The organism is Paenibacillus sp. FSL H8-0259, from assembly GCF_037963255.1.
GTDB classification, from domain to species: domain Bacteria; phylum Bacillota; class Bacilli; order Paenibacillales; family Paenibacillaceae; genus Paenibacillus_AQ; species Paenibacillus_AQ phytohabitans.
Genome location: NZ_CP150147.1, coordinates 1,494,904 through 1,516,553, shown reverse-complemented (window position 1 = coordinate 1,516,553; position 21,650 = coordinate 1,494,904). Strand labels below are relative to the sequence as shown.

Here is a 21,650-nt window from a genome sequence, read left to right as displayed (position 1 = left end):
AACATTTGTCTCTTTACAGCAGCACTCCTTCAATTTATTAAAGGGGTAACGGGTTGAACCGGCAGACTTTTTGTCGTAATTTGTCTAGAAAGCAAATAAGCTGGCACCTCTTACACCGGGAGGTCCAGCTTATTTGCCTGATATACTCTGCAGACCGTCTAACGTTTAGTCCAAATAAACCGCCTTACCCGTCTGTGCAGATTCATAGATAGCCTCCAGAATCCGTGAGACCACATAAGCCTGTTCAGGAGTCACGACCGGATCTTTATCCTCTTCAATGGCTTCAATCCACTTTCTCAATTCCACATCCGTAGCCTTCTCTGTTTTCCCTTCATAGAAAGCTACTCCTCCGGCATCGAGCTCAATTTCATTCGTGTACAGCTTACTATGCTTCTCCCCGTTAATTCTGAGACCATTCTTCATATCCGCACCCGCTTCCGTTCCGCTTAAGCTGCACTTGGCTTCATCCACGTCCAGCGAATTAAGCGCCCAGCTCGCTTCCAGCGTAATCGTTGCGCCATTCTCCATCACAATCATCCCGAAGGCGGAGTCTTCCACGGTGAATTTCTTCGGATCCCAGGGTCCCCAGGCATTTGCAGCCTCTTCTTTTCTGGAAAGCTCATGGTATTTGGTACCCAGTACAACCTTCGGCTTATAATTGTCCATCATCCAGAGCGTCAGATCAAGCGCGTGGGTTCCGATATCAATAAGCGGGCCTCCGCCCTGCTTCTCCTCATCCAGAAAAACACCCCAGGTCGGAACCGCTCTACGTCTGATCGCATGCGCTTTCGCATAATAGATATGGCCAAGCTCCCCTGCTTCGCAAACCTTTTTCAAATATAAGCTGTCTTGTCTGAACCGGTTGTCATAACCGATCGTCAGCTTCTTGCCTGTACGTTTCGCCGCCTCGGCCATACGCTTGGCATCTGCCGCTGTTTTGGCCATTGGCTTCTCACACATCACATGCTTTCCCGCTTCTAATGCCGCAATAGAGATATCCGCATGCGCATCATTTGGAGTAAGCACATGGACAATATCAATAGAAGCATCCTTCAATAATTCCAGATAATCCGTATAGACAACAGCATCCGCGTTTCCATATTGTTCTGCAGCCGACTCCGCCCGTTCCTTAATAATGTCGCAAAAGGCAACCACCTGGACCTTATCCTGTCTGCTCAAGCTCGGAAGATGCTTCCCGTTCGCAATGCCTCCACATCCGATAACTCCAACACGATACACTTTGCTCATATCCTCTCATCCTCACTTTTAATTTAATTTTTTGGACTTGCGGTAGGCCGCCGGAGTCATCCCGAGCCGCTTGCGGAAAACCGAATGCAGATAGGTCGCATTTGTAAACCCTTCGGACTCAGCAATGTGTTCTATCGGCAGGGTGCTAGCTTCAAGCTTGCTGCATACGGCCTGCAACCTTATCTCTTCAAGAATCCGGCTGAACGTTCTATCCGGATCGATCTGCTTAAATATCCGCTGCAGCTGCCTGGAGCTGATATTCAGCTTCTCAGCCACATTCTCCAGGGTCACGGTTGCTGAAGAATTCGCCTCCATGTATTGAATGGCATATTGATAGCGGTAGGCCAACATATCCCGGACCGGTGCCGAGGTTCCCATCCCGCCTGCATCGTAAGCTCTGGTTACCTTCAATAAAATACTGATCACAAGATGTTTAATAGAAGTATAATATCCCGTAAGCTTGCCGTCGCAGGCCTCATACGCTTCAAGAAAGCATCTCATAGCCTTGTGATAATCCTGCGCAGGTACAGGGGGAAGTTTCCTCAGCTTCTCAACGCATTCCTCGGCTTCCGCAACCTCCCATGAATCCGCATCTTCTCTGAGCTTTTCAGCAATATTGACATGCAGACACAACTCATCCATCGCCTCTTCCGGCTCCGCTTCCTGACGATGCATCACTCCCGGTCCGGTTAAGTAGAGCATTCCTTCCGTTAAAGCATACGCCTGCTCGCCAAGAATGACCGTTCCCTTGCCCCGTGGTATGAAATGAAATTCAAATTCAGCATGGTTATGGAAATCAATGACCTTTCCCGGCGGAAAAGAGGTCAAATGAAACCGGAGAACTGAAATTTCATAATGTCCCCACAGGATTGAAATATCCAGTCTTTCAAGCATATCCTGCTTCTCAAACATAATCCCGAAAGGAAAATGGCTCATTATAATCCTCCTGCTTAAGCTAAGCTCTTCATGGATGAGTGATCAGGCGTTCAATTCGTCTAACCGGATAACACGGCCTGCCTTCGCGGAGAGATTCGCCGCCTCCATTAACCTTGTAAGCTCAGTTGCGATTTGAATATTCTCGGCAGCAATCGTGTTGTTCTGAATGTGGGTGACCCATTGTTGAAATGCACTCTCCCGGTGGCCCTGCAGAGGCACATCTATCCAGGAATCCCCTTTGTCTGGCGCTTTAGTACTTCTAACGAGCAGCTTCTCTTCAGGCGTTCCGTATAAAAGGGTTCCTTCCGTTCCATGCACTTCGATCGTAAACGGTGAGTAGCTATTCACGAATCCGGCTTCCACCACACCAATAGCCCCTGAATCGGTATAGAGCGTCGCCACCGCGTTGTCTTCCACTTCCTTGCCTGTTACATATCCAAAGCTCGCACTTACACCGGTCACTTCTTGACCCAGAAAGAGCCTGGTCAGGTACATGGGATGACAGCCAAGGTCAATTAAGGCACCGCCCTGGCATTGCTCCAAGCTAAAGAAATGTTCGGGAAGCCAGTTTGCAGTTGCACCATTATGAGATAAGCGGACTCTGACATACGTTATTTCTCCAAGCAGTCCCTGGTTTAGAATTTCTTGAACCGATAAAGTATAACCATCATTTAGACGCGGGAGGGAAACCGTTAGCTTCACCCCATGACCCGAGACTTCTGACAGGATTTCATTGACCTCACTCAACGTTGCAGCCACAACCTTTTCGGTGAAGATGTGCTTGCCGGCTTGGGCAGCCGCAATGATGATATCCCGGTGCTGACAGGTTGGCGCGTCGACAATAACGGCATCTATATCCTTCCGGGCAAGCAGGTCTTCCAAGGAATCAAAAAACGGAACATTCAAGCTGTCCGCAGCCTTCTTGCCGCGCTCCGCATCCTCGTCCCACACCGCAGCGATTTCAGTATCACTATGTTCCTGCGCCTGCTTCGTATAATCCCAGGCATGCACATGCCAAAAGCTGATTTTGCCAATCCTAATGCTCATTCTCTTGCACCTCCATATATATTATTCTGACATTACCTATAAGGTATCATATAACATGCAGGTTTTTTAGTAGATAAATGCGACAATAACTATATGTAATTACGACATCAAAAAGGAACCCGCATACTTCAAGGCTTCACATCGCTCTGACTGGATGAACGCAAAAAAAGAAGCTCAAAATGAGCTCCTTTTGTATTAATACGTATGAATAGTTGCAGGAACGGAGAGAGAGGGATACTCTCACTGCGCGAGAGATTGCGAAGAATCCCTAACGAAGCTTATGCTCCAACGAACCACTGAGGGTTCTCATCCCTAGCAGGGAAGTAAATCTACGGAGAGAGAGGGATACTCTCACTGCGCGAGAGATTGCGAAGAATCCCTAACGAAGCTTATGCTCCAACGAACCACTGAGGGTTCTCATCCCAAACAGGGAAGTATATCATACGGATAGAGAGGGATACTCTCACTGCGCGAGAGATTGCGAAGAATCCCTAACGAAGCTTATGCTCCAACGAACCACTGAGGGTTCTCATCCCTAACAGGGAAGTATATCATACGGAGAGAGAGGGATTCGAACCCTCGCACCGCTTACGCAGTCTAACCCCTTAGCAGAGGGTCCCCTTATAGCCACTTGGGTATCTCTCCAAGTAATGGCTCCCCGAACAGGACTCGAACCTGTGACAACTCGATTAACAGTCGAGTGCTCTACCAACTGAGCTATCAGGGAACATTAACATGAACAAGGATTAATTTATCATGATTCTTTAGGTTAGTCAAGCTTAGCGAAAGAGATTGTAAGAACGTTTACAAACTATACAAATTTCCTTGGGACTACACCCATTCTCCGTCCAAAGGTACAGCGACACGGTTAAGCAGTTCCTCTTGTTCAAGGCGGAGCTTCAGCAGTTTACGGGTAACGTGGCAGTGGTTAATGGCATCCATATGAACGGCAATCACGGATGCTTCCGGGGCTGCATGGCATACATCCACAATATCCTGTTCGTTCATAGTGATATGTCCTCCGCTTACGAAGCTTGCTCCTCCGGCATTCACGACGATAACTTCCGGGTGATAATCATCAAGTACCTGCCGGACTTCGCCGCACCAGATTGTGTCTCCCGCCAGATACAGATCGGGTTCTCCTTCCGCCTGGAATACGAAACCGGAGACTTTGCCCATTCTCTCCCCGATCTCTCCCGTTCCATGTCGGCCATCAGTACGCGTCAGGGTTACTCCACGCACAGAAGCTGCCGCACTGTCTTTAATCTCTGTAACATGGGCGAAGCCCTGCGCTGTAATTTTCTCTCCATCTCCCTCCTGGCATAGTACCGGAAGCTCATGCGACAAAAGCTCCGCCGCCGCTGCATCCCAGTGATCCTGGTGGAGGTGCGTCACGAGTACAGCATCCGGCTCCAGCCACTGCTCTACAAGCCCCGGTAAAGAAACCAGCGGATTCCGCTGCTCATTCGTGGTATTTATAATTGGCGGATTGACTCCCTGTGCACTCAGCATCGGGTCAACCAGAAAGGTTACGCCGCCGTATTCCAGCCATAATGAGGCGTGGCGGATCAGTTGGATTTTCATAATAAACACCTCTTTCTTATACTTGTGCTTGGGTTCTGCTACAATTAATTATAAATCGGCCGCAGATAAGAATACATTGTGCCGCGAAAGAGATTAGCCTGTTCTACTTTCACCCGGAAAGGAAATTACACTTATGATGCCCTACCTCATTGACGATACGGATTACCGCATCTTACAGCTTCTCATAGAAGACTCTACATTAAGCCACAAAGATATCGGAGCTGAAGTTCACCTGACCGGCCAAGCCGTTGGCGCGCGTATCCGCAGAATGCGGGAGCTGGAGATTATTGAAGGCTACACTATCCGCTGGAACCCGCTCCGGATCGGGCAGAATATGCATGCTTTTATTACGGTTTTTCTCAGCACCAACGCCGCTCATCTGCCCTTCCAGAACTTTGCGAAGAACCATACGAGTGTCGCGGAGCTGTACCGCATCAGCGGGGAGGGCTGCTATTGGATGCGCGTACGTACCGTGAATCAGGAAGCGCTGACTGCTTTTCTCGATGAGCTGCTGAGGTACGGCAATTACCGGGTCAACCTGGACATGGGCCAGATCAAGTAGTTCTGTTGCAGGCTGAGGGCAGGTATAGGGCAGGCTGAGGGCAGCAGACGGCAAACAGAGCGAACCTTTTGTAAGGCTTGCCTTCCTTGCGGATAGGGGGCGAGGTTAAATTCATAGTTAGAAACAAGTTATCCGGGCTGCGAATTAATTGGTTCTCTAGGAGTTGCACCCGCGAACGTGCTCACGATAGAACTACGTATGGAATCATCCATAAGACCGGCAGCGGAAGTAGCTATGGAACCAGCAGTGGGAGTAGCTATGGAATCAGCAGTGAGACCGCCCTAGGAAAACTTCAGCAAAAATTTCGACGAAAATATTATTTGCAACTGCAGATGAAAATTTAAAACACTCTCCACTCTGTATGCCCCGCTCAGCCGACTTTGGGTGAAATTATAGCTACTCTTCCTATATGAGCGGGAGTACTGGAGAATTGTTACCTTCAGATCCGGAATTGTTGTACTTTTTGCAAGATTTTTGGCGGTTTGGCGGTTGTGAACCCACATTGTTGTACTTTTTGCAAGAATTCTGACGGGTTGGCAGTTTTGAGCCTCAAATTGTTGTATTTTCTGCAGGATTTCTGGTAAGTAAGTAGTTTTGAACCATACATTGTTGTATTTCCTGCAAGATTTCAGCCGTCTCGCACCTCTCTGTCCCACCAATCTGCCGGCTTCGGGCGATATTAAACACACTTCTGCGTCTCCCTCACTCCCTTCTGCCAACTTTAGCTAATTTTCAAACACACTTCTGCGTCTCTCCTTTTCTCCATTCTGCCGACTTTCAGCTAATTCAAAGACACGTCTGCGTCTCCGTCCTACCTCGAGTGAGATCAACAACACTTCTGCATCTCCTCCCCTCCATTCTGCCGACTTTCAGCTAATTCAAAGACACGTCTGCGCTTCGATTTCCTCTTTAGTCCACTTTCTGAGAATTAAAAGCACTGCCTCCTGGCCTAGATAAAAATAAGCCGCCGCGAAGGAAGACGGGGGAAATCCCGCGTTCCTTTGCGGCGGCTTGTAGGTTGTTCGTTAAGCCGTAACGACTAGCGGCTACTCGTTCAGCAGCTTGCCCGCACGGAGCAGGCGGGTCAGAATAACGGCGGTTTCTGCACGGCTGGTGTTGCTGTCCGGCGCAAAGTATCCGGCGGATTGGCCGTTCATAATGCCGGTGGCGGTTAATCTGTCTACAGCTTCCTTAGCCCAAGCAGAGATACTGGCAGCATCCTTAAATGTGCCTGGCCCCGGCAGTGCTGACGCAGAAGCTGCTTCATTAATTGCTGCATTGGCGTGAAGCAGCTTCCAGGCTCTGGCGGCCATGACCGCCATCTGCTCTCTGGTGATCATCGCATCCGGACGGAAGGAACCGTCCGCGTAGCCTTGAACCAGCCCCAACAATACGGCGGTCTCCGCGTCAGCGGCGTACCAGGAGCTGGCCTGCACATCGCGGAAAGCGACGGCTGCAGCCGGCAGCGCATCCGGCTGCAGGCCAAGCGAGCGGACCAGCATGGACGCGAATTCCGCCCGGCTGACGGTACGCTGCGGCGCAAAGACACCGGCCGACTGGCCGTTCACAATCAATCTGCTGGCCAGCAGATTGATCTCATCCTTGGCCCAGTGAGCGTAGATATCGCCGAAGCTTGCCGGATTCACGGCAACGGCCATTATACCTCCGGCCAAGCTGCTCTTAACGGTAACCCGGGTCACACCTGCCCCGGATTCGAATACTGCCGGAACGTAACGGAAGGTTCCGTCCTTGGCATTATAGACCAGCGCCACTGCTGTCTTGACGTCCATTACTTCGTTAATGGTGAATGTACGCTCGACATGTACAGTGCCGAAGCTTCCCGCCGGCAATGAGGTCTTGCCGTCCGTAACATTCAAGGTGAAGCCTGCCGGCGTTCCCTTCACCTTATAGTTCTGCTTGCCTGCAGCGGCAAGCAGCCCCGCAAGCTCCGCGCCTGTCTGCGGCACGAGCTTGAACTCCAGCGTTCCATCAGGCAGCTTCGCGCCCTTCAGAACGCTGTCCGCCAGGGACAGCGGGAGACGGTAGGACGCGTCCCCGCTCCGCACCACCAGTACAGCGTCTGGACTCGCCGCTGCCGCTGCCCGCAAGGCAGTCCCGCTGAAGCGTGCGGTACCCTCTGCATCAGCCGCCACTTCAATTACCTTCTGCCCGGCGGCAATACTCTTGAGCTGCGCATCGTTATTAGCCGCAGGCACAATCACGGGCGCCGGAGTAGCCGTAGGAGTTGCCTGCGGGTTCGGGTTCGCATTCGGACTCGGAGCCGCCGTCGGACTTGGAGTCGGACTTGGAGTCGGACTTGGAGCCGCAGTCGGACTCGGACTTGGAGTTCCCGGATCCACAGGATCGACAGGGTCAGCAGCCGATATCACAAGATCATACACTCTTGTGCTGCCAAGGGCGGACACGGTAAAGGTAGTGTTCCCTTTAGCAACTGCCTGCAGCTTCCCTTCTTCCACAGTGGCAAGGCTGCTGCCTGCAATACTGATGACTGCCTGTGCAGTGATATCTGTACCTTTCTGATCCATTACCTGCAGCTTGGAGCTGGTTCCCTCTTTTAATACCACAGGTCCGGTCTGTCCATCTCCAAGCTTGATCGAGAATGGCTTGACGCTGCTTGCGATACCTTGATTCTTCTCCAGAACCGTAAATGTTGACGAGGTGTTCGCCACCAGATTCATCCGCTCCCCGCGGATAATCAGGTTATCAGCCAGCAGACTGCCTCTCATCTCCTTCGTAATCTCTACTCCGTTAGTGCCTGCTCCATCGATCACGTTATCTGTTAGGGTGATTCCGTCCATATTCAGATTACCGTGGACGATGAGCCCGGAATAGGTGCTGTCCAGCGCAATGTTATTGCGGATTAGCACATTGCTGTTGATGTTATTTTCCCCGGTATAGAGCCATATTGCCCCCAGATTCACACCATAGCCGGAATCATAACTGCCGGTACGCAGCAGGGTGTTCCGCTCCACAACGGTCGTGCCCTGGAACGGCTCTGCGCTGAAGCGTGTGGATACAGCAATCCCCGCTCCGTTCGTCACCGTGTCCTTCACAATATTGTCCTGGATCTTATTATCCTTGCCGCCGAACACGACGATATTATCAGCCAGCCACGGCAGAGATACATTGTTAAAGCGTACCGTATTATTAAAGCTTGGCGTCCGCTCGCTGCCGTTGACATCATTCAGCCCGGCATCGGTGAAGGACCACATGGCGATACCATCATCGCCCGGATAGCGGATATCGCTCTGCTCCATCATGCTGTTCCCTGTACCTACAGCGAAGTTGATCCCGTCCGCCATCAGGTTGCGGATACGCAGCCCGGCCATATAGAGGCCATTGGTGCGCGCTTTCTCACCTTTGGGCTGGGTCAGCCATAAGCCTGCTTTGGTATGCTCAATCCATACATTCTGAATGACCGAACCTTGACCGAAGGCGCCGTGAAAAGCATTCGTAACCGCCTCATCGTCACGCACGTTAATGCCGCCCTCAATCAGCAGATCGTATACGCCGGTCTTGCCGCCGTGGCCGTAGAACTTGGCGCCGTTCAGCGTCGTGTACCACATGCCTGCGCCGCGGATCTCCGCATCGTCCAGATCCAGCAGTCCGCTGCCGACATTGAAGCTGCCTTCCGGGAACCAGACGCCTGCATCCTGAGCTTCGGCTACGGCAAGTGCAGCCTTAAATGCAGCAGTATCATCGCCATCATCCCCGGCAATGGCTCCAAAATCAGTGACAGACAGGAAGCCCTCAGGCTGAGCCAGCGCAGGTGCAACCTGCTCCATATCCGCCAGATCGATTACATAAGAGGCGGCATGATCATCCGCGCTTTTCTCAAGGCGGATTACTGCTCCTGCCGGAGCCTCACCGATCAGCGCATGAATCTCGTCATAGAAGCGGTGTCCGCTGCCTTGACGCGGGTCATTCGACCATGGGTAGCTGCCGTATTCCCAGGCGTATTTTGACGTGAGATTAAGCACCCGGCGTTCCCCATTCACGAAGAGCGACAAGGTTTCCTCTGCTCCCGCCCCATCCGGACTGTCCGGTATGGAATAACGGAGTACGATTGAATTCGCAGGTTTGGCCAGCGTAAACTCCACATACTCGCCGGTGTTTTTCAGGATGACTGCTTCGCGTCCTGAAGCCTCCGAAGCCAGACTGCGGTATTTCCGTGAAGGCGTGACCAGCGTTCCATTCGTAACGGCATCCTCCGCTTCATAGCTGATATAAGGAAGCGTAGCTCCGCGGTAGGTTTTATTGATGCTATCTTTGACAGTCAGGCTATCGATTGTGATCCCGCTCGATGACGCTTCTGCGTTACTGAATGAAACCGTATTGATTCCTGTCCGCAGGTCAAGCGTAAGCTCAGCCGTCTGCCATACGGAAGCGGAGGCTCTGGCAGCAAGGCTTACATCGCCCTGCTTAAGACCATTGACCAGGGTCTCCAGCTCAGCCGCAGCGGCGGAAGCATTCCGGTAACGGAGCACAACGTCGTATTCCTCCGCTACATCAGCATTCACGGCAAACCGCAGCACCCCATCCCCATGGAATGCCTCTTGCCCGGCATACACAGCATCTTGAGGTACAGGAACAAAGTTCCACAGAGCGTCCTGCGCTGCATCCGCCCCCAGTTGAACTCCTGCGTCCCCATAAATAAGCGCAGATTGCTTATCCGCACTTAACAGCAGCCGGTATCCCAGCTTATCCTGGATACTCCACTGTGCGTCTTCCTTGTCATCGGAATCCACAAGGACAACAGCGCCCTCCTGATCGCGCGCAAGATAATGGCCCGTCTGGACATTCATCACCCGGTTCCGGCCATTGAAATCCTGCACCAGCCATTGCGCCTGGGCCGGACCTCCGGAAGCATCAGCATAAACCAGCTTGCCGTCCTTTTCCGCCACTATCGTGCCGTCCATTCCTTGCGGTGCGATGGTAATGATATTCGTGTCGTTCTGGACCGGTGTAGCCGTATCCGTGTTTCCGGCTTCGCCTTCCGGCATGTTGAATTCTTGCGGTGCAGCTTCGAGTGTCCATTGCAATGACGCCTCAGTGTCCAGCAGCAATGCGCGCTCAGCATATCCCGTCTTATTCTGCAAGTTGATGTACTCATCGTTATATTCACCGTAGAGACTGCGGATGGTGTAATGCTTGGCATCTGCAGCGAGACTGACATCCCATGCTGAAGCGCCGGTATCCGCCGGATCACCGCCGGTACTCTCCAGGAATGAGTAATCACTGTTTAGAGTAATATAATGGCCCGTGGCACGATTCACGATATATTGCTGCCCTGCATCCGTAACGATACTCCAGTGCGAGTAACCATTATCTGAAGCAGGCTGGCCGTACAGCACAACTCCGTGTTTGTTCTCATACAGGTAATCTCCGGTGCCTGCATTTTTGAACCGGACAGGGGCGACTGGAAGCGGCGGTACCGGTTCGAAAACAGGCTCAGCAGTAAACTGCACACTGTCCCTGACGGCAGCATCCGCAGCCTTGCTAATCCGGATTACCGGATAGCCGTTATCATCAGCGGCGCCATACAGGTAATGGCCTGCCCAGGCACTTTTGAAGGTAGTACGTCCTGATTCCTGCATATCAACTATCCATCTGATGCTTGCCCAGACGTCATATACCGTCTGCTCCGTCCGGACGGGGCCCGCGGGCTCTTCCTGTTCAATGACCGCTGCCAGACTCTCCAGGGAAATGTACCTTCCGGTGCCTCGATTCTTCAGCTTGACCGCACCGTTACTGCCGGGGATATCGATCAGCTGCCAGACGAAGGAATCGTCTCCGGGAATAAGCTCTCCGTACGTAGCCTGACCGACTGTGGGATCAGCAGCACCGCCACCGCCACCCGCACCAGCAGTTGCAGTATCACCTGCATCCAGAGCGAGCAATGCCTCTTCCTCTTTAGCAGCCTTCTCCGCTATATCCTCCAAGTCTCCGCCAGCCTGATCCTGCGGATCATACACATCCGCTGTAACTGTACCGTCATTAACCGGAAGTGTAACCTTCAGCACAGGAGCAGGAACAGCATCATCCTTAAGATACTGATCGGCCCCGTTCACTCCATCCAGCTTGAAGCGGAACAAATCATGTTTCTTCTCGGTTACGGGTACGAACTTCCACTTGGGACTGCCCCAATCTGGATTGATCACCCCATACTCGGCATATTTGGTCAGATTCTGCAAAGAAATATACTTCAGCGGACGCTTGTTCGGCTCCTTATCCAGCACACTCGCGATCACATAGGTGCTGTCGCCGGTATTTCTGCCGGTCCAGATGTACGCCGGATCCACATTATCCTTACCGTCAAGCGGAGCCACTGAAATATGACCATCCGGCATCTGCGCTACATTCATGTAGTGGCCTGTTTTTTTATTCTGAAAAAGCTTGCGGCCGTTGTACTTCTCAATCAGCCACTGGTCTGACCCGTCCTCCTGCATATTGCCGTATTTCAGCACACCGTCGCTGCTCTCATACCAGTAGAAGGACTGCCAGGTATTCTGAATCCGGTAATAATGAAGGGAGCCGTCTGTCGGGATGTCCGGGTCAAGCAGCTGCCACTGGGCAGACAGCGAGCTTGCATCAGAGCCTGCGCCGGCATGTCCGCCTCCCATCAGGGACAGATAGTTTCCCGGAGCCCCTACATTCTCAATCGTCTGGTAGTCATCATAATCATCCGATTCATTGAAATCCCACTGATCGGAAGGCAGACTACTATTCATCGTCACGGCAGCAGCGGCACCATCCGCATAGTTAAGATAATGTCCGGTGGCTGCATTGCGGATGCGTTTATGGCCGTCATAGTCCTCGGCGTACCACAGGTATTGACTCTCATCTGCTGCATCCGGGGCGATAACCCCATGCTGGAGCTCGCCGCCTGCAGCTTCATACAGGAAATCGGTTGCTACTTGCGCATCGGTATAGGTGGCAATCCGCACCGGCTGCAGCTCGCTAACCGTGACGATCCGCCACTGCGCACTTGGATTGCCTCCCCAGCCCGGCCAATTGTTGGAGCGCACATCGCTGTCACCGTCATACTGGGGATTGAGCCATAATGAATTCCCGCCGTCGGTCAGACCCTGATTGCGGAAGGTTACAAGCCCTGCCTCCGGGGTGCCCGGTGCCGGCTCTTGGACCCACTCACTCAGATTTGCTTTGGCCGGATCAATCTCAGCCGAGAAGACCCCATACCAATGCTCTTCATTCTGCTTGATGTAGTGTCCGGTCGCCCGGTTGCGGATCAACAGTGTCCCGGAATCTGTACCCGGTTCCAGAAACCACTGTGCTGCCTCATTACTGAGCGGCTGTGCACCGTGCTGTACCTTCCCCTCATTCTCAAACATGACGTTGCCCGGGCGCATCACACTTTCGATCCGGACAGGCGCTGCATTCAGACTCACAAAAGCCCACTGCGGACTCTCAAACGTAATGTTGATATCCGCACTGGCCTGGGCATAACCCAGCTGATTCTCCTCATGGATGACCAGCTTGCTCTCCTGAGCCGTCGCACTGCGGATGACCATATAGCCGGCTCTGTTTGAAGTATCTATCAGCCATTGGTCAGCGGTGCTCCCCCCGCCCGGGGCAGCAGCTGCCTTGAGTGAATCCTCTTTGCCCGCATTGCCTTCAAGCGTAATGAAGTGGCCGGTCTTCACATTCTGAATCCGTGATAAGCCGCCCTCCGTGACCACATTCCAATGGGAAGAGGTATCCGCCGGGTTAGTCATTCCGTAGCGGACAACGCCTTCGCTTGTCTCATACAAAAAATTGCTCTTCCACTTGTTCTTAATCAGAACAGTACCCGCTGGAATTTGCGCTGCGCCTGTTCCCAGGACACCCTCTGCATGGACGGAACCTCCTGTTCCCGCCAGAGACAGGTTCGGAAAAATAAGCAACAGCGCCAGCAGTCCCGCGACCACGGACCTGAATCGTTTCATAAGTGCGCCCCCTCTAACTAAAATGGACTTCTTTTTCATCTTAGTTTGGTAACGCTTACAAAACGATGTGTGATTTTATCCATCCACAGGTGTATTTGTACGTACATGCTTAAGGCGGGCTGTAGCCGCTGTAATTGACAAAAGCCCCGGTTCGCAGGATAGTTAACTCATTCAGCCGCCAAGTTGTCCATACTTGAACGGATGGAACTAATTCTACGGAGGCATTCATGAATAACAAGATCGAACAACCCCGAATCCCGGAACCGGAGCTATTGCTGCCGCAGCAGATTCACTCTCTGTCTTCCAAGGACGAATTCAGCCGCTGTCTCATTTCCGGAGCGCTAATTGAATACCAGGATGCTGCCAGAGTGTCCTTTGATAAGGTTATTTTCAAAAATGTAACGATCACTGAATCCTCTCTGCACGGCATTGAGCTAACCGATGTCATCTTCGATCATTGTGACCTGTCCAATGTCGATTTCAGCGATGCCTTCATGCATAGGACAGAATTCAGGGATTGCCGTTTGATTGGCACGGACTTCACGAGAGCGAGGCTTCAAAATGTATCGGTGACCGGGTGCATCGGGGAGTTCGCGGTGTTCCGGTTTGCTAATTTCAAAGGAGCCTCCTTCGAGCGCAGCTCGCTGATCAGCGCCGATTATTATCAGTCCACCTTAAGCGGCCTCTATTTCTCGGAATGCAATCTGGATCAGGCCACACTGGCCGGGTGCAAGCTGAAGGATATCGATCTGAGCGATTGCGAGTTCACCGGCCTCGTGGTGGACCTCCAGGACCTGGACGGCTGTGTAATCTCTGCGGAGCAGGCGGCTTCTTTCGCCGGACTGCTGGGCCTGGTGATTAAATATTAAGTAGCCGGACCCGCACCTGCCTCCAGGGTGACCAGCTTCAGCTTGCCCGAACATTTCCCGCAGCGGTAACGCTTCGGATCGGCTCTGCGTTTGCGCAGATATTCGGTGGCACAGGCCACGCACACCAGCTTGTACCGGTAAGGCTGCGGCTTCCTCGCCTTGGCTCCCGGCAGTGTCTGGCAGTAGCGGCTGCCCCCGACCCGGGCGAGCAGTGTTTTGAAATCGGCATCCCGGTGCATATATCCCCGCTTCGCCAGATGCAGATGGTAATGGCAGAGCTCATGCTTGATGATTTTCTCCGTCTCCTCCCGGCCGTGGATGGCAAGCTGCTGGGGATTGATCTCTATATTATGGCTTTTGGTAAAATATCGTCCGCCCGTTGTCGTAAGTCTGCTGTTAAAGCTGGCTGTATGCCGGAAAGGCACGCCGAAGCTGTTCAGTGACACCTGCTCGATCCACTGCTGCAGCTCTTCGTTACTCATACTTATCATAGCGCTCCTTCACGGCTCCTCTCCCTAAGGAAATAAGATCTCTACTTGAATTGTAACTTGCCCATAGGCTACACTGTCAAGAAGGAAGACAAGTCCGGAGGGAGAATGAGTTATGCCGAAAATGCGGTATGTAATTTTGCAGCAGGATCAGGAACTGCAGTTCGTGGAGATGCCGGAGGAGTATGCTTACCAGCTGAGCGCCCTCAATCTTCGCCTGAATAAAGAAATTGACAAGCTGACTGCGGAGAATGTACCCGGTCTGCCGCGGGCGATTGCCGAGTGCGATTCCCTGGAGCTGCTGCGTGAGGAGCATCACCTGGAGTCCGGGCTGGCATATATCAACCGTCTGGAAAATGCTTTTGCCTCTATACAAGAGACTGAGTATCCGCTGATCTCGCTATTAACGGAAATCCGCGCGCTGCAGGCCCAGCTTGAGCAATGGTATGAAGAGGAAGAGGAAAGTGTGCAGTAGCTGGCAGTTGTAGGGATGGAGCTGTACGGCTAATTGCCACATGTAAATGAATGCTGCTGCCGCACCTTTGGGCGGCCTTCCCCATATGCTATCTGTACATAGGATGCATGCCAGAGGAGGGGTACCCTTGCCGCAGTGGCTTTGCCAACAGCTCATGAAGGCTTATTTCAAGAAAGACCGCCGTCAGATCAAACTGCTGAATGAATGCTGGTTCTTTTACCGGAATTCTGCCGAAACCCGTGAATTCATCACCAAAGACGTATAAGTATTATTCCGCATTATATCCGTAAGCGCCAAAAGGGAGTGACCGCGCAGCCGTAGAAATCATGGCTGTGGGGCACTCCCTTTAACATATATATCCAAGCCGGATTCTGTTGCTTAGAACATCGGGAATACATACTTCACCAGGAAGAACAGCAGTCCAAAAATGATGATGATATATGCGGCATATTTAATAAAGGTGGATGCGACGAGACTGGAATCCGATTTCTTGTGCACCTCTGTCCGTTCTACTTCAACACTTCTGTCCTTGGTATTCGGTTCCATCTTCAATCTCTCCTCTCGGTTCGTTAGCTGTATGTCATCCATTAACCCCCGTATTTCAGACTGAAACAAAAAGAAACGGGCACCGCCCTAAGGGACAGCGTCCGTTTCTACAGGAAATCAGCTTTTAGTCAAAGCTGCGTTGGCCCGGCCAGGAGCCCTGCAGCTTACGGACCAGTACGATCTGTCCTGTATGATAGGAATCATGCAGAATCAGACTCATTACTTCTTCGCCCGGTGCATGTCCGGAGCCGCCCCATTCATAAGCACCTTCCTCCAGGGCCACAATAATCTCCCGCAAAGAGGCATGAACGGACTTCAGCTTCGCAACTGCCTGGTTCCACGCCTCTTCCCCGCTCTCCGTTACCGTAAACGTAGCATCATTGCTCTCAAGATCAGGCAATTTCTCCAGGCCCTTAAGCTTGCGCAGCAGACGTTCCTTATAATAAGTCAGATGATTGACGGTCTCCCAGATGGAATTGCCCGCTGCCCCCTCCGGCTTCCAGCTTGCCTGTTCACTAGTCACCCCTTCAAGCGCGTCTTTAAGCGGCGGCTGCCAATCCTCAACATCCATCACATAATCCCAGTTCTCCACCAGAACATCGCTAATCTTATTTTGCATATTTCACCCTCCTAAAGTTATATGGAACATCCTCTTCTCTGACTTTGGTAACGATTAAACAACCCAAATAACGGTTACATTAGAAATGTAGCATATTTGCCGGAGCGCTTCAAGTAACTAGCAAAACTTATTTTTAACTGTTACAATCAAAGGAAACATCGTGGTGAAAGGAAAGATGCAGCTTGCTGTGGGAGGATTTCATTAACAGCTACTGGCGGAATTGGCGGACAGGCGACCGGAGCAAGGACCGGGATAGGCTGGATGAACCGGAGTGGCTGGCAGAATGGCTGGCGGCACAGAAATTACCTGCGGCAGGACCGATTCTGCCGGTAGAACTGGAGCGGCTGAAGCAGCTGCGCGGATTATTATGGGACGAGGTACAACGGCTGGTGCAGGGACAACCTACGGAAAGCGCTCTGCTGGAACAGCTGAATCAATATATGGGTAACGGGCCTGTTCTGCGGAAAGTAGTCTGGGGTACCGGCGGCGAAGCCGGGATTTCATTGCTTCCCCAGCGTGCAGACTGGGAGCAGATTATGGCGGAGATAGCGGCTTCTTTTGCCGAAGCACTACTGGAGAAGGAAGCCTCACGTTTCCGGATTTGCGGAAATCCCGATTGTCTCTGGGTCTATTACGACGATACCCGCAACCGCTCGAAGCGCTACTGCGACGACAAGCTCTGCGGGAACCTGATGAAGGTCAGACGGTTCCGGGCGCGCAAGAAGGCTGCGGAGGATGAAGGAAATCTGCCGGACTAGCATTTAGACAGACTGCAAATGCCGGGTCTGCTGAAGCGGAGTCAATGTTGTGTTTTTGCCGGATTTTTTGGCAGTATAGAGCAGTTCATCCACTTCCTCAAACAACTGTTCTTTGGTGGCTCCTTCGGAGTAGCTTTTGAGTCCGATACTGACGGTCACTGCAGTATTCTCCAACTCTTCATGTAGAGTCTCCGACAGTTGCTGACGTACCCTGTCTGCCAGCTCGTAGGCTTCTTCATAGGTCTTCTCAAAAAAAAGAACCGCAAATTCCTCGCCCCCATAACGTGAGGCAATATCCGTTGGAGTGATATTATCTTTAATCACCTTGGCGACCCGCGCCAGCACTGCATCACCGGTACGGTGGCCGTATTTATCGTTAATCCGCTTGAAATTGTCAATATCAATCAAAGCCAGATGAAACGGCGCACCTTGATTCCCGTACTCCAGCGCTTTATCGTAGAACTCGTGGAAGGAGATATGATTGTACAGGCCGGTCAGCGCATCCGTAGTGGACAGCTTGCGGATCACCGCGTTCTCGATCATCAGATTCTGCTTGGCCGTCAGTGTCGCTTCCAGATCACTCGCCAGCTCCCGCCCGTTAATAATAATAATGCTGGCTACCAGCGTGCCCACCAGCAGAAATAGCGGAATGGCAATCAGATCGAAATCATTCAGATAATATTTGAACCAGTAATCCCAACGGTAGAGAATGAAGAACGCAGCCGCCTGCAGGGCAGACGTAAATAAGGTCAGATCCAGCCGGAAAAAGATCGCCGAAGCAAAAATCGGCAGCAGCATCAGCGCCCCGATAATCCGGATATCCATATTCAGATGGATAATCATCATGGCAATAATGGTCCCGGACACAAACAGCAGGACAAAGGAATATTTCGGCGCAATCGCATCAACGAACTGGGTCACCCCGACAACCGCACTCATCAGCAGCGTCGGGTAGAGCAGAACATCATAATAAAATTCATGCGGGCCCATTGGGTATGAAAGAAATAAAAAAGCCCAGAGCTGCGCAGCAAAATGCAGAGCAATTACGAGCCAATAAGTACGCAAAAAACGCTTGATCCACTTGGCCTGCCGCTGTGCGGAAGTATCCGAGGGGCCCATGAAATCTCTTAATCTCAAACCATTCACCCGCTGCATGTAGATTTGATCAACACATTTCTATTATTTTAACATGATTTGCCCCGGGTACGATACTCACTTACGGGATATGTACTGATTTTTTTGGGGGTTAATGCGTCTACATATAGTGAGGGAAGTTACGAATGTCAGCCCTAGTGGAGCCTTGTGTGTCTGACAAATTCTAAGGTACGAAGGAGCTAGGAATTTCATAGGCGGGATATCAAAAAGCAAATAAAAAATGACCATCCAAATTGTGAGTTCTGGAGGCCATTACTTCTTCCAAACATGCTTTATTCTTCCGTCCCAATCTTTCCTTTTTCTTTTTCAAAATCTGCTATGTGTTGCTCGATCAAGTATTCGATCTGCATAGCAATAGACCGCTTATTTTTATCTGCGATATATTTAATTTTGTTGAAATTATCATCTTTTAAACGTAAAGTAAATACTCTTTTATCAGTTGCCATATGTTTGTACTCCCTAAAAGTGATGTCATTATTCTATCATTGTGAAAATAACGTTCATAGATTCACATTGACATCTAAGTGATGTCACCTTATAATTTTAGCTATATCATATTTTTTATCGGGGGAGCATACATGACAGATGTGGAGCATGCCTTTAACAAGTTTCTTTCCATACGTATGGAGTATATAGGAAGTTCTATACTATCTAATTCTGATGACTATAAGCATTTAATTTACGAATGCAATCAGTTGTTTGTAGAGTTGATTTCCTTGCTTCCCCAAGACTGCCAACTTCGTCTACAACATTATGAGACTAGTACCGTTCTACTCCAAAGTATTTCAGAAACGCTAATGTACAAGCAAGGCTTAAAAGATGGAATGAATCTCAACACTCTTCTACCCAATGAGTCACCTCAAAATAATCTTCAATAATTCCTTAGAACAGAAAAGTTCGTAATTGGCCTACTACAGCATCATTCCCTTTTTTCCACATTAGTATATCCTCATATTTCCACATTAAGATCCCGACAGTTTTACACTAACAACAAAAACAGCTTTCCCCCATTTCAACTTTCATAATTTCAGTTCTTTGCTCTCAATGCATACGCATACAGGAATTTTTCTTCGCCGGGTGCAACATTTCTCACCTAAAAGCCATCTTAATAGGTAGAGGTGATGCACAATGAGAACAACTAATATTATAAAGCGCGCAAAAAAAATGAGCATCGCGTGCGGAATCCTGGCTGCCAGCTTGTCGTTTGGAGCATCCGCTTTTGCCTTTTCTGATCTGAACGGACATTCTGCCGAAACCAAAATCAATGCGCTACATGCCGCCGGTGTGATTAACGGTATAACCAGCGATCTTTTTGCTCCCAACGCTAAAGTAACCCTGGCGCAAGGCGTTCAATTTCTCGTCAAAGGGCTGGCGCTGACGCCACTGACAGATACGGGCAGCACTTCCACGGCCAGCAGTTTTTTTGACAATGTAAAAGACAATGCCTGGTATGCCTCCTCATTCCTGACCGCCAAGCAGAGCGGTTTGACTCTGGCACAGAATGCCAATCCGAACGCAAACCTGACCCGCGCAGAATTCGCTCATCTGTTAACCGAAGCCTTGCAGAGCAAGGGTGATTTCCCGGTTACCAAAATGTATTTCATGGTCGAGGATGGCGACAAGCTCTCTTCCGATGTTATGAACAGCCTGCAGATACTGCTGAACACGAAGGTTATTACGCTGGACAACGGAAAATTCCGCCCGGCCGATATCATCACCCGCTCCGAGGCTGCTGTTATGGTTCATGATGCCGCTGAGTTTGCAGCACGGGCCATCAACCAAGACGATACAGTAATTGAGCCTTCTGAACCAGAACCAGTTCCGGTTAATAACTACGTTTCCAATGTTGTCCTGGAAAAAGCTGCTGAAGGCATCAATAAAGCCACCATCACCGTCGATAATCTGCCTAATCCCGGCTACGGCCTGGCGGTAGAGCGCATCGAATTCACCAGTCCCACCAAAGCAGTGATCTACTTCAAAATAACCCTGCCCGATCCGGATATGATGTACCCGCAAGTCATCACCAAAGGGACGGTCTCCACTTATCTGCCCGAAGGCTACACTGCTACAGCAGAGCCTGTAATGGGTTCGCGTTGGCTGCAGCCGGCAACCGATGTTGAGTGATTCTTGATAAAGACTTATTGTAAGGTTACAAGCAAATGAAAAACAGATCATGCCTGCATTCAGGGACATGATCTGTTTTTTATTTCACGCATTCCATGTTAAACAGTAGACGCATACTGCGAAGGACTACTTTCATCTAGCTATAGTAACCTATTTCTCTTTTGGAAGAAGCAATTCTCTTATAAAGGCGCCAACAAAACCAGAAAGAAGAACAATTACTACAATATTTAGTGATTTATCAAGTACTGAAGATGAAAAAATCACTCGAAAGCTCTTTGTTATGATGGTTATTACAAATACTAAAGACATAGTGATAAAACCTGCTCGGGCAGATATTTTCACTTCATTCATTCCTCTCTAAAACAAAATTACCAAAATCTAAAATATATTTATCACAAAGTGATTAAGTAATACGCAGTACGAGGAGGCCAGTAAAAAGCAGACCACTTACTAGCGGATTCTAAAGGAGCTCGTTTTAGAGTTCAAAATTTATCGGGATTTTTAATTCTAATTGAGGCTACTTCCCCACATTTTTTGCAGAATGTGTAAATAACCGGAGAACCAAAAGAAAATGTTTTACCAATCGGCATTACTCTAGCATCCACAGCGTTCACTTCACCTTTAGCAAAGGTAGTGCTTCCACAAGCTTTACAAGTTAAGCTTTCTTGGTTCATAATGGCCACCCCCATAAAACATACGAATTATTCCAAATGGAGGTTTCATTATTAAAAAGCAGTAATGAACAGTTCGAAAATATTGGTTTTTTATATTGAATCTAATTCCCTCCTACGTATGAAAAACCGTCATCAGAAGAATCAGCAAACCGCTGATCAGCCCGAACAGTTCGAGTGCAAACATTCGGGAACGGATTTTGCGGAAAAATACGATAGAAGGATGGACCAGTCCAGCCGCCATATACAGAAGAGACAGCAGCAGGCCGAAGCTGAGCAGGGAAAAAATCGGGTTATCCGCCTGGGGCACACCAAGGAAAATGACCAGTAGGATGAGCGCGGTCAGCAAATACAGAAACCAGCGGGCAATTCGGATAGCTGGTCCGGATTGTAGCGGGGGAGTGTTATCAGCGGCTAGCTGTTCACGGGTATGCTTCTCCAGTGCCCGCCGGAACTCCTCTGGATTCTCGTTGCGCATTCGCTGCATTTGGTTCGCATTGTCAATTCGCTGCTTCAGGCTTCTAAACATGCGGTTCTCTCCTCTCCATTGCTGCTTCTATCGTTATACTGTGCTACTGCTTCTCATGCCCTGCCTATTTCT

General features: G+C 50.5%; 20 protein-coding genes and 2 tRNA genes. 7 read left to right on the top strand and 15 right to left on the bottom strand.

Annotation, left to right across the window (positions count from 1 at the left end; translation table 11 throughout):
* Window positions 1-165 precede the first annotated feature (165 nt).
* From NSU01_RS06495 to NSU01_RS06470, 6 genes are all read right to left on the bottom strand, one after another.
* Window positions 166-1,248, bottom strand: coding sequence for a Gfo/Idh/MocA family oxidoreductase (locus NSU01_RS06495; RefSeq protein ID WP_042134256.1), 1,083 nt, complete (start codon window positions 1,246-1,248; stop codon window positions 166-168).
* A gap of 18 nt (window positions 1,249-1,266) precedes the next feature.
* Window positions 1,267-2,184: a helix-turn-helix domain-containing protein gene (locus NSU01_RS06490; RefSeq protein WP_179093400.1), complete on the bottom strand. Its 918-nt coding sequence runs from the start codon at window positions 2,182-2,184 to the stop codon at window positions 1,267-1,269.
* Between the two features lie 42 nt (window positions 2,185-2,226).
* Window positions 2,227-3,231 (bottom strand): Gfo/Idh/MocA family oxidoreductase, encoded by a 1,005-nt coding sequence (locus NSU01_RS06485; protein WP_076242349.1) that lies wholly within the window; start codon window positions 3,229-3,231, stop codon window positions 2,227-2,229.
* A gap of 556 nt (window positions 3,232-3,787) precedes the next feature.
* Window positions 3,788-3,876: transfer RNA gene (locus tag NSU01_RS06480), tRNA-Ser, on the bottom strand.
* A gap of 6 nt (window positions 3,877-3,882) precedes the next feature.
* Window positions 3,883-3,958, bottom strand: a tRNA-Asn gene (locus NSU01_RS06475).
* Between the two features lie 104 nt (window positions 3,959-4,062).
* Window positions 4,063-4,815: an MBL fold metallo-hydrolase gene (locus tag NSU01_RS06470; RefSeq protein WP_076242348.1), complete on the bottom strand. Its 753-nt coding sequence runs from the start codon at window positions 4,813-4,815 to the stop codon at window positions 4,063-4,065.
* Window positions 4,816-4,948: 133 nt separating this feature from the next.
* Here NSU01_RS06470 and NSU01_RS06465 point away from each other — a divergent pair, with 133 nt between their 5' ends.
* Window positions 4,949-5,377: an Lrp/AsnC family transcriptional regulator gene (locus NSU01_RS06465; RefSeq protein WP_179093399.1), complete on the top strand. Its 429-nt coding sequence runs from the start codon at window positions 4,949-4,951 to the stop codon at window positions 5,375-5,377.
* Between the two features lie 1,046 nt (window positions 5,378-6,423).
* Here NSU01_RS06465 and NSU01_RS06460 read toward each other — a convergent pair.
* Window positions 6,424-13,344 carry an S-layer homology domain-containing protein gene (locus NSU01_RS06460; protein WP_076242346.1) on the bottom strand — a complete coding sequence of 2,307 codons (6,921 nt, stop codon included), beginning with the start codon at window positions 13,342-13,344 and terminating at the stop codon, window positions 6,424-6,426.
* 227 nt (window positions 13,345-13,571) lie between these two features.
* On the opposite strand from NSU01_RS06460, the gene NSU01_RS06455 reads away from it, so the two are divergent.
* Window positions 13,572-14,213: a pentapeptide repeat-containing protein gene (locus NSU01_RS06455; protein ID WP_042134244.1), complete on the top strand. Its 642-nt coding sequence runs from the start codon at window positions 13,572-13,574 to the stop codon at window positions 14,211-14,213.
* Here NSU01_RS06455 and NSU01_RS06450 read toward each other — a convergent pair.
* Entirely contained in the window at window positions 14,210-14,695 is a 486-nt protein-coding gene (locus NSU01_RS06450) for a SprT family protein (protein ID WP_081969846.1), read from the bottom strand. The genes NSU01_RS06455 and NSU01_RS06450 overlap by 4 nt on opposite strands.
* A 121-nt stretch (window positions 14,696-14,816) precedes the next feature.
* Here NSU01_RS06450 and NSU01_RS06445 point away from each other — a divergent pair, with 121 nt between their 5' ends.
* Both NSU01_RS06445 and cmpA read left to right on the top strand, forming a co-directional pair.
* On the top strand, window positions 14,817-15,176 hold the full coding sequence (locus NSU01_RS06445) for a hypothetical protein (protein ID WP_039296308.1): 360 nt from the start codon (window positions 14,817-14,819) through the stop codon (window positions 15,174-15,176).
* Window positions 15,177-15,303: 127 nt separating this feature from the next.
* The gene (gene cmpA, locus NSU01_RS06440; RefSeq protein ID WP_099052445.1) at window positions 15,304-15,441 is read left to right on the top strand and encodes a cortex morphogenetic protein CmpA; all 138 of its coding nucleotides are present in this window, start codon (window positions 15,304-15,306) and stop codon (window positions 15,439-15,441) included.
* Window positions 15,442-15,554: 113 nt separating this feature from the next.
* On the opposite strand, the gene NSU01_RS06435 is transcribed toward cmpA, so the two are convergent.
* Window positions 15,555-15,722, bottom strand: a complete 168-nt coding sequence (locus NSU01_RS06435; protein ID WP_179093398.1) for a hypothetical protein — start codon at window positions 15,720-15,722, stop codon at window positions 15,555-15,557.
* Window positions 15,723-15,846: 124 nt separating this feature from the next.
* Window positions 15,847-16,341 (bottom strand): DinB family protein, encoded by a 495-nt coding sequence (locus NSU01_RS06430; RefSeq protein ID WP_039296306.1) that lies wholly within the window; start codon window positions 16,339-16,341, stop codon window positions 15,847-15,849.
* A 182-nt stretch (window positions 16,342-16,523) separates the two neighbouring features.
* Between NSU01_RS06430 and NSU01_RS06425 the strand changes: the two genes are divergently transcribed.
* A complete protein-coding gene (locus NSU01_RS06425; protein ID WP_076242345.1) occupies window positions 16,524-17,099 on the top strand; it encodes a CGNR zinc finger domain-containing protein in 576 nt (191 codons plus the stop codon).
* Between the two features lie 3 nt (window positions 17,100-17,102).
* On the opposite strand, the gene NSU01_RS06420 is transcribed toward NSU01_RS06425, so the two are convergent.
* Window positions 17,103-18,236: a GGDEF domain-containing protein gene (locus NSU01_RS06420; protein WP_256703727.1), complete on the bottom strand. Its 1,134-nt coding sequence runs from the start codon at window positions 18,234-18,236 to the stop codon at window positions 17,103-17,105.
* A gap of 290 nt (window positions 18,237-18,526) precedes the next feature.
* On the bottom strand, window positions 18,527-18,700 hold the full coding sequence (locus NSU01_RS06415; protein WP_042134236.1) for a hypothetical protein: 174 nt from the start codon (window positions 18,698-18,700) through the stop codon (window positions 18,527-18,529).
* A gap of 132 nt (window positions 18,701-18,832) precedes the next feature.
* Here NSU01_RS06415 and NSU01_RS06410 point away from each other — a divergent pair, with 132 nt between their 5' ends.
* Complete coding sequence (locus NSU01_RS06410; protein ID WP_042134234.1) at window positions 18,833-19,132, top strand: hypothetical protein; 300 nt, start codon at window positions 18,833-18,835, stop codon at window positions 19,130-19,132.
* A 250-nt stretch (window positions 19,133-19,382) separates the two neighbouring features.
* On the top strand, window positions 19,383-20,378 hold the full coding sequence (locus NSU01_RS06405; protein WP_076242343.1) for an S-layer homology domain-containing protein: 996 nt from the start codon (window positions 19,383-19,385) through the stop codon (window positions 20,376-20,378).
* A 150-nt stretch (window positions 20,379-20,528) separates the two neighbouring features.
* On the opposite strand, the gene NSU01_RS06400 is transcribed toward NSU01_RS06405, so the two are convergent.
* The 3 genes from NSU01_RS06400 to NSU01_RS06390 all read right to left on the bottom strand — a co-directional run bounded on the left by NSU01_RS06400 (window position 20,529) and on the right by NSU01_RS06390 (window position 21,578).
* Entirely contained in the window at window positions 20,529-20,729 is a 201-nt protein-coding gene (locus tag NSU01_RS06400; RefSeq protein ID WP_144025949.1) for a hypothetical protein, read from the bottom strand.
* A 131-nt stretch (window positions 20,730-20,860) separates the two neighbouring features.
* Window positions 20,861-21,052: a hypothetical protein gene (locus NSU01_RS06395; protein ID WP_076242342.1), complete on the bottom strand. Its 192-nt coding sequence runs from the start codon at window positions 21,050-21,052 to the stop codon at window positions 20,861-20,863.
* A 112-nt stretch (window positions 21,053-21,164) separates the two neighbouring features.
* A complete protein-coding gene (locus tag NSU01_RS06390; protein ID WP_076242341.1) occupies window positions 21,165-21,578 on the bottom strand; it encodes a hypothetical protein in 414 nt (137 codons plus the stop codon).
* Between the last annotated feature and the right edge of the window lie 72 nt (window positions 21,579-21,650).

Excerpts from the sequence above, each read along its gene's own strand:
- NSU01_RS06460 (WP_076242346.1), bottom strand. The coding sequence starts at position 13,344 with ATGAAACGATTCAGGTCCGTGGTCGCGGGACTGCTGGCGCTGTTGCTT.
- NSU01_RS06400 (WP_144025949.1), bottom strand. The coding sequence starts at position 20,729 with ATGAATGAAGTGAAAATATCTGCCCGAGCAGGTTTTATCACTATGTCT.
- NSU01_RS06465 (WP_179093399.1), top strand. The coding sequence starts at position 4,949 with ATGATGCCCTACCTCATTGACGATACGGATTACCGCATCTTACAGCTT.
- NSU01_RS06390 (WP_076242341.1), bottom strand. The coding sequence starts at position 21,578 with ATGTTTAGAAGCCTGAAGCAGCGAATTGACAATGCGAACCAAATGCAG.
- NSU01_RS06445 (WP_039296308.1), top strand. The coding sequence starts at position 14,817 with ATGCCGAAAATGCGGTATGTAATTTTGCAGCAGGATCAGGAACTGCAG.
- NSU01_RS06455 (WP_042134244.1), top strand. The coding sequence starts at position 13,572 with ATGAATAACAAGATCGAACAACCCCGAATCCCGGAACCGGAGCTATTG.
- NSU01_RS06430 (WP_039296306.1), bottom strand. The coding sequence starts at position 16,341 with ATGCAAAATAAGATTAGCGATGTTCTGGTGGAGAACTGGGATTATGTG.
- NSU01_RS06435 (WP_179093398.1), bottom strand. The coding sequence starts at position 15,722 with ATGGAACCGAATACCAAGGACAGAAGTGTTGAAGTAGAACGGACAGAG.
- NSU01_RS06490 (WP_179093400.1), bottom strand. The coding sequence starts at position 2,184 with ATGAGCCATTTTCCTTTCGGGATTATGTTTGAGAAGCAGGATATGCTT.
- NSU01_RS06405 (WP_076242343.1), top strand. The coding sequence starts at position 19,383 with ATGAGAACAACTAATATTATAAAGCGCGCAAAAAAAATGAGCATCGCG.
- NSU01_RS06395 (WP_076242342.1), bottom strand. The coding sequence starts at position 21,052 with ATGAACCAAGAAAGCTTAACTTGTAAAGCTTGTGGAAGCACTACCTTT.
- NSU01_RS06470 (WP_076242348.1), bottom strand. The coding sequence starts at position 4,815 with ATGAAAATCCAACTGATCCGCCACGCCTCATTATGGCTGGAATACGGC.
- NSU01_RS06415 (WP_042134236.1), bottom strand. The coding sequence starts at position 18,700 with ATGGCAACTGATAAAAGAGTATTTACTTTACGTTTAAAAGATGATAAT.
- NSU01_RS06450 (WP_081969846.1), bottom strand. The coding sequence starts at position 14,695 with ATGAGTAACGAAGAGCTGCAGCAGTGGATCGAGCAGGTGTCACTGAAC.
- NSU01_RS06495 (WP_042134256.1), bottom strand. The coding sequence starts at position 1,248 with ATGAGCAAAGTGTATCGTGTTGGAGTTATCGGATGTGGAGGCATTGCG.
- NSU01_RS06485 (WP_076242349.1), bottom strand. The coding sequence starts at position 3,231 with ATGAGCATTAGGATTGGCAAAATCAGCTTTTGGCATGTGCATGCCTGG.
- NSU01_RS06410 (WP_042134234.1), top strand. The coding sequence starts at position 18,833 with ATGACAGATGTGGAGCATGCCTTTAACAAGTTTCTTTCCATACGTATG.